Source organism: Bradyrhizobium jicamae (assembly GCF_018130695.1).
GTDB classification, from domain to species: domain Bacteria; phylum Pseudomonadota; class Alphaproteobacteria; order Rhizobiales; family Xanthobacteraceae; genus Bradyrhizobium; species Bradyrhizobium jicamae_B.
In genome coordinates this window covers 45,298-52,002 of sequence record NZ_JAFCJX010000045.1, presented here as the reverse complement: position 1 = coordinate 52,002, position 6,705 = coordinate 45,298, and the positions used below count along the sequence as shown (strand labels likewise).

General features: G+C 65.2%; 7 protein-coding genes. 1 reads left to right on the top strand and 6 read right to left on the bottom strand.

Annotation, left to right across the window (positions count from 1 at the left end; genetic code table 11):
* Positions 1 to 357: 357 nt before the first annotated feature.
* From JQ604_RS38970 to JQ604_RS38955, 4 genes are all read right to left on the bottom strand, one after another.
* Entirely contained in the window at positions 358 to 1,233 is an 876-nt protein-coding gene (locus JQ604_RS38970) for a PCC domain-containing protein (RefSeq protein WP_212366062.1), read from the bottom strand.
* Positions 1,234 to 1,237: 4 nt separating this feature from the next.
* On the bottom strand, positions 1,238 to 2,818 hold the full coding sequence (locus JQ604_RS38965) for an acyl-CoA synthetase (protein ID WP_249159319.1): 1,581 nt from the start codon (positions 2,816 to 2,818) through the stop codon (positions 1,238 to 1,240).
* Between the two features lie 539 nt (positions 2,819 to 3,357).
* Positions 3,358 to 3,759, bottom strand: coding sequence for an SPW repeat protein (locus JQ604_RS38960; RefSeq protein WP_212366061.1), 402 nt, complete (start codon positions 3,757 to 3,759; stop codon positions 3,358 to 3,360).
* 165 nt (positions 3,760 to 3,924) lie between these two features.
* Positions 3,925 to 4,869, bottom strand: a complete 945-nt coding sequence (locus JQ604_RS38955; protein WP_212366060.1) for a tetratricopeptide repeat protein — start codon at positions 4,867 to 4,869, stop codon at positions 3,925 to 3,927.
* 100 nt (positions 4,870 to 4,969) lie between these two features.
* On the opposite strand from JQ604_RS38955, the gene JQ604_RS38950 reads away from it, so the two are divergent.
* On the top strand, positions 4,970 to 5,242 hold the full coding sequence (locus JQ604_RS38950) for a GNAT family N-acetyltransferase (RefSeq protein WP_212366059.1): 273 nt from the start codon (positions 4,970 to 4,972) through the stop codon (positions 5,240 to 5,242).
* A gap of 8 nt (positions 5,243 to 5,250) precedes the next feature.
* Here the strand turns inward: JQ604_RS38950 and JQ604_RS38945 are convergent, their stop codons facing one another.
* On the bottom strand, positions 5,251 to 6,042 hold the full coding sequence (locus JQ604_RS38945) for a fumarylacetoacetate hydrolase family protein (protein ID WP_212366058.1): 792 nt from the start codon (positions 6,040 to 6,042) through the stop codon (positions 5,251 to 5,253).
* A 99-nt stretch (positions 6,043 to 6,141) separates the two neighbouring features.
* Positions 6,142 to 6,555 carry a DUF3597 domain-containing protein gene (locus JQ604_RS38940; RefSeq protein ID WP_212366057.1) on the bottom strand — a complete coding sequence of 138 codons (414 nt, stop codon included), beginning with the start codon at positions 6,553 to 6,555 and terminating at the stop codon, positions 6,142 to 6,144.
* Positions 6,556 to 6,705: the final 150 nt, after the last annotated feature.

Here is a 6,705-nt window from a genome sequence, read left to right as displayed (position 1 = left end):
CATCGCGCAGGGAAGGCCGGATGCCTCCGCCGAACCTGTATGCTCGTGCGCGCACTTTCTTTTGTGCACATGGCGCATGAGACCGCGGGTGCGGCGTGCACCCGGTCTTCCCTGCGCCCTCGTTATCGAGCGAGGGCGGAACGAGATGCAAGACTCGGACAGATCATGTCGCGAGAATGCGAAGCTGCGTCCTCACATTCAGTGTCATCGCCCGCCTTGTGCGCAATTGCGCACTGGAGCGGGCGACCCAGTACGCGGCCCATCGGCCCAATCACAACCGTCTCTGGAATACTGGATCACCCGCGTGCGCGGGTGATGACACCGAGAGTATTGCTCCAGATCCGCCCTACCGGCGTCCTACGGCCGCTCCGCCTCGTCGAGCACTTCCAGCACCAGCTCCATCGTCATCAGCACCGGATTGTCGCCGCGCACCAGCTGCCCCTCGGCGATGCCGCCGAGATAGTCGACCAGCGCAATGTCGAGCTCAGCCGCGAGCCGCCCGTCGGCATCGAGCGCGATGCAGCCTGTGGTCACCGCGAGCTCGGTGGCGAACGGCACCACGCTGCGGCCATCGGTGAAACGCGCGCCGATGGTCGAGCCGACGCCGCCATGCAGCCGCGCGCGCAAAATGCCGTGCTGCCGGCAAAAGCCCTCCAGGGCGCCGGCGAAATCCTGGTTCGGCCGCAGCCGCAGCGCAAAGGCGCGGCTGGCCGTCTTCGCGTCGGTGGGCGGGCTGGCGACCGGGCCGAACAGCTTGAAATTGGTCTCGCTGTCCACCTCGGCCAGGAAGCGCGCGCCGTCGACCCCGAAGGCATGCACCTCGAACGGCCGCGCCACGATCGTCGCCTCCGGCAGCATGTGGCCGCCGTTGAAGCGGCCACCGGCCTCGGTCCACAGGCCATGACAGTGGAAGAACGGCGCGCCGTCGCGCTCACCCAAGGTCAGCGCCGCGAGCTTGAGCTCGGTGACGCCGTCGGGCCGGAACGTGTCGCTGTAGAACGCGGCATTGGCGCCGTCCTTGGAGAGCGCCGGCATCACATAGGCGAACGGGCCGAGCGCCCCGCCCTTCGCCGTCAAGACGCCGCCGGAAAATCCCTCCGCCGCAAATCCACGTCTGACAGCTTCGAGCAAGGGAATGCCGGGATCCAGCATGAATGAGAAGGCGCGGCCGCGCGCTTCGACCCACTGGATGCGCTCGGCGACGGGAGCGCCGGGCTGGGCGATGCTGCGCATCGCCCTAACCGTTCGTCGACTTGGCGATGACCTCGAGCAGCCCGCGCGCCTCGAGCTCGTCGCGGATCAGCCGCTTCGGCACCTTGCCATAGCCGGACTTCGGCAGCGCCTCCCAGAAGAAGAACCGCTTCGGCATCTTGTAGCGCGGCACCTTCGGCGCGAGATACGCCGCAAGCTCGGCTTCATCGACTGCGCTCGCGCCCTCGCGGGCGACGCAGACGGCAACACCGACCTCGCCCCAGAAGGGATCGGGCACGCCGAGCACGGCGACCTCGCCCACGGCCGGATGCGTCAGGATCTTCTCCTCGATCTCCCGCGGGTAGATGTTGGAGCCGCCCGAGATGTACATGTCGGACGCGCGGCCGGTGATATAGACAAACCCCTCCTCGTCCATGTGGCCGAGATCGCCGGTTCGGAACCAGCCGTCGCGGAAGGCCTTCGCATTGGCCTCGGGATTGTCGTAGTAGCCCGCGAACACGCCGGGGCCGATCACGCAGATTTCGCCGGTCTCGAACGGTTTCAGCTCACGGCCGTCGTCGCCCTGGATCTCGACCTGCATGCCGGTGCGCTCGAAACCGCAGGTGCCGATCCGCGCATGCGGGCCGTCCTCGGGATCGTGCAACGCCGGCGGCAGCACGGTGATGTTGCCGGTGACCTCGCCGAGCCCGAAATACTGCACCAGCACGCCGCCAAGCTTGGCCAACGCGGCCTTCTGGTCCTCCCGGTACATCGGCGCGCCCGCATAGATGATGTAGCGCAGCGAGGAATGGTCGTGCTGGTCGGCGGCGGGATGCTCGACCATCATCTTCAAAATCGTCGGCACCGTGAACATGTTGCTGACGCGGTGTTTTGCGATCAGCCGGTAGGCCTCCGCGATATCGAACTTCTCCGACGGCAGCAGGATGGTCGGCACGCCGCGCGCGCTCTGCACCAGCTGGTGCACGCCGGCGCCATGCGACAGCGGCGCCACCACCAGCGAGGCGTCCGCTTCCGTCGTGCCGGGCATCAGGTCGCAGAGATGATTGGTCACCACAAAGGCCATCTGGCCATGGGTCAGCACCGCGGCCTTGGAGCGGCCGGTGGTACCGGAAGTGAAGAAGAACCAGCAGGGATCGTCGTAATCGACCGCGGTATTCTCGACCACGGCGCCGGAATGCTTTGCAATGACGTCGCCGACGGTCGCCTCGCCGAGCGTGCCCTCCTCGCCGATCCGCCAGGTGAATTCCAGCGCGGGATTTTTCGCCGCCTTGGCATGCTCGGGGAAGTCGCCATGGCAGAGGAACGCCTTGGCGCCGGAGGCGATGGCGAGATAGGCGACCTCGTCCGGCATCAGGCGGAAATTGGTGGGCACCCAGACCGCGCCCAGACGAAATGCCGCGAACATCGACCAGAACATCTCGTCGCAGTTCTTGGAATGCACCAGGATGCGGTCGCCCTTGCCGATGCCGCGCGCGGCAAGCCCGGCGGCCAGCGCCGAGACGTTGCGGTCGATATGATGCCAGGACCAGGTCTTCTCGCCCCAGATGAAACCGGGCCGGTCGCCGTGGCGGCGGGCATTCTGGGTCAGCAGGTAGGCGAGGTTCATCACCCGGCGCGACACCCGCGCGATACCGCCGCGCGGTGCTGTCGTCTCGCTGCTCGCCATCTTGGAGCCCAGTGTCTCACCCATACGCATTTCCCCGGCCGAGAACGGGGCCTCTTCGAGCGCCGTCTGATGTATCCGAGACCCGGTTTATCGCCTCGCCGCAGGGTTCGGCAAGGCCCGCAACGTCCTGCCTTGGTTCGGCATTTTGAAGTCGACCGGAGGGCGATCGACTTCGATCCCGTGACCCATGCACGGGATCCCGACGTGATATCGTTCAAGGTGAAACCGGAGACGATCGAGGCCCGCAAGGCATTGATCGCCGTGACGCTCAAAGCCCACGAAAGCCGCAAATTTTCCGCCGACGAGACCGTGCGCTACGACTTCATTCGCGAGGATGGCGTATGGAGGATCGACGACATCCGCTGTCCGGTCGACGGCAAGCCGCGAACGGTTCGAAGCCAGCTCATGGAGAACCTGAGGCCTACAAGGCGGCAGCCGTGCCGGGACGCGCCCGGCAGGGCTCGCCCAGCAAATAAACATCACTGCGGATGCCTGGCCAGGTCCTGCTCGCTCAGATTCCAGTCTTGCCAGAGCTGCAGCGCGCTGATCGCCGCGACCGCAGCGCCGAGCACAGCGTGCCAGAGCTGCAGCAGATGGTCGCCCGCATAGCCGAAGATGAAGGGCGATGCGATCAGCCACAGCCCGAGCACAAGGCTCGCGATCTCCTCCCAACGGTGCAGCGCGACATATTCAAGCTGGGCCAGGCCCAGCACCAGCATGCCGACGATGAAGCTGTTGAGGATCAGGTGACTGCGTTCCGCATCGATGGCGTCACTGGCCTGCATCGGGAACCAGGGCGAGACCATGATCAGCACGCCGAGCAGCATGCCGACCCAGTCCTCCCACGGACGATGGATCCTAAAGAAACGAAAGTCCGACATGGTCAACCTCCTCCGGAAAGAGGCATACGTCGGCGGCCGGCAGAGACACTCCGTACCAAACGACCGTCCGGCCGCGTCAGTGGCGTATGTCTGCCTCAAAGCGTAATCGAGTCCTATCCGCTTGCAAGTCCCTTTGCGGCGGTGCGACCGCAAAGCCCGGCCCGGCTAGCGCCTGGCGCTGACCTGTGCGAGGCCCGATTGGGCGTTGCGCAGGTCCGGCTGCAACTCCAGCGCCTTGCGGAAGTCGGCGGCCGCGCCCTGCATGTCACCCAGCCGCAGTTTGGCCTGGCCGCGGTTGTTCCAGGAATCGGCGTCGGACGGGTCGTATCGCAGCGCCTTGTCGTAATCGGCGATGCCGCCCTTGTTGTCGCCCTTGAACAAGCGGATCAAGCCGCGATTGCGCCAGCCGCGGGCATCGGTCGGCGCGATCTTCGTCGCCTCGCCGTAATCGGCGGCGGCGCGGTCGAGCTGCTCGGCATCGCGGTAGACATTGCCGCGGTTGATATAGGCCAGCAGGTTCGGCTTGAGCCTGATCTCCGTCGTGTAGTCGGCGATCGCGTGCGCAGCGTCGCGCTTGCGGTAGTAGAGGAACCCGCGGTTGGCATAGGCGATCGCAAGCTGCGGATTGAGCTTGATCGCGAGATTGAAATCAGCGAGCGCGTGGTCGAGATCGCCCTTGTTGAACCAGGCATCGCCGCGGTTGTTGTGGGCCAGCGCAAAACCGGGATCGATCCGGATCGCCTCGTCATAATCGGCAATGGCGTGGTCGAGGTCGTCCTTGAAGCCATAGACCCGGCCGCGATTGACATAGAGACAGGCATAGGTCGGGTCGATCTTGATCCCTTCATTGAGGTCGGCGAGCGCGGCGTCCAGCTCACGCTTCTCGGTCAGGCCATGGCCGCGGTTGCAATAGGCCGCGGCGAGCCGCCTGCCCGTCTCGGTCCGCCCCTCGATCACCGTGTTGCAGGCCGAGACCCGATCTGCCGGTGTCGTCGTCATGCCGACGCAGGCCTGCCAGGCCGGATCATCGGCGGCGGAAGCTTTGGGGGCTTGGGAGATCGCGACAACGGTGCCGAGCAAGGCGGCCGTCAGACAGGACAAAAGACGCATTTCTTCAATCCACGAATGCCAATTTGCCGGTTGGTCGCGGCTTTGCACGGAAGGGTTCACGCGCTTACATCAAGGCAACTGAATCAGCCGGGATTTTGCGATGGCCGCCGTGCGCGACAACAGGGATCTGAACCGCTTCGAACTCGACGTCGAGGGCGGCCTCGCCTTTGCCAATTATCGGCTGACGCCGCTGGCTGTCATCATCACCCACACCGAGACACCGCGGGCCCTGCGCGGCCGCGGTATCGCCTCGGAGCTGGTCAAGGGCGCGCTGGATCTGATCCGCGCCGACGGCAACAAGGTGATCGCCGGCTGCGGCTTCGTGGTCGATTACCTGCGCAAGCATCCGGAATACGCGGATATTGCACGCTAAGGACGCCCTCAGACGATCTTGATCGACATGTCAGGCAGGCCGTCGAGCTTGCAGAGCAGCACGTCGCCCTTGACCACCGGGCCGACATTCTCCGGCGTGCCGGAATAGATGATGTCGCCGGCCTTCAGCTCGAAGGCTTCGGAGAGCTTTGCGATCTGCTCGGCGACGCTCCAGATCATGTTCTTCAGATCGGAGCTCTGCTTCACCGTGCCGTTGATCGCAAGCGAGATCGCGCCGGCCGTGAAGTGGCCGGTCTTGCTCGCCGGATGGATCGGGCCGATCACGGCGGCATGGTCGAAGCTCTTGCCGATCTCCCAGGGCTTCTTCTCGGCGGCCATGCCGTTCTGCAGGTCGCGCCGGGTCATGTCGAGGCCGAGCGCGTAGCCGTAGACATGCTCGAGCGCCTTGTCGGCGGGGATGTTGGTGCCGCCCGACTTCAGCGCGGCCACCAGTTCGACCTCGTGGTGGTAGTTCTTGGTCAACGACGGATAGGAATGATCGGCCACGGTGCCGACGGCCACGACCTGGATCGCGTCGGTCGGCTTCTGGAAGAAGAATGGCGGCTCGCGCGTCGGATCGGAGCCGCGCTCGATCGCATGCGCCGCATAGTTGCGGCCGATGCAGTAGATGCGGCGGACCTGGAACACCTCCGCCTCTCCGACGATCGGGATCGTGGTCGCGGACACCGGAAACATCGCCTTCGGCGCGGCCTGCGCCGCGGCCGGGGTGGTCTGCACCGCGGCGCCAGCCAGGGCCAGGGCGCCGGTCGCCAACATGGTCCGGCGGTCGAATTCAGTCATGAGCGTTGTCCTTTTTGTTGTTGGTCTTCTCGTTCTTGTCCGGCCTTACGAAAAAGGCCCGCGTCGCAGCGGGCCTTCCTCGCATCTTGGATCATGCGATCAGTGCTTGATCTCCGGCGGCAGCTTGCCGCCATTGGCCGCGAGCTTGGCCATCATCTGCTTGTGCAGCCAGATGTTCATGCTCGCGGAGTCATTCGTGTCACCGGTGTAGCCGAGCTCCTTGGCGAGTTCCTTGCGCGCCGACAGGCTCGAATCGATGTCGAGCGCTTTCATCAGGTCGACGATCGAAGTCTTCCATTCCAGCTTCTCGTGCTTGGCGGCGACCGCCTTGTCGAGGATCGCGGCAACGTCGACGGTCTCCGCGGGCGCGGAGGCAGGGGCAGCCGCGGGCGACGACGAGGCTCCGGACGATCCCGCGGCGGGCGGAGCTGTGCCCGCGGCCGCTCCGCCAGCCGGCGCGGCGGTCGCGCTGCTGCCGAAGATCGCGCTCATGATTTTTCCGAAAATGCTCATCGTTCGCTCCCAAAGGACTGGAGATGGTGTGAGTGTTTTACGGCGCTGGAGGACCGGCAGCACCTGACCGGGATCGAGTTTGGATTGTACCGACCCCACCCTAGCTTGCCAATGCGACATTCACTGAAGCGTGAGTGCTTTTGTCCGGGT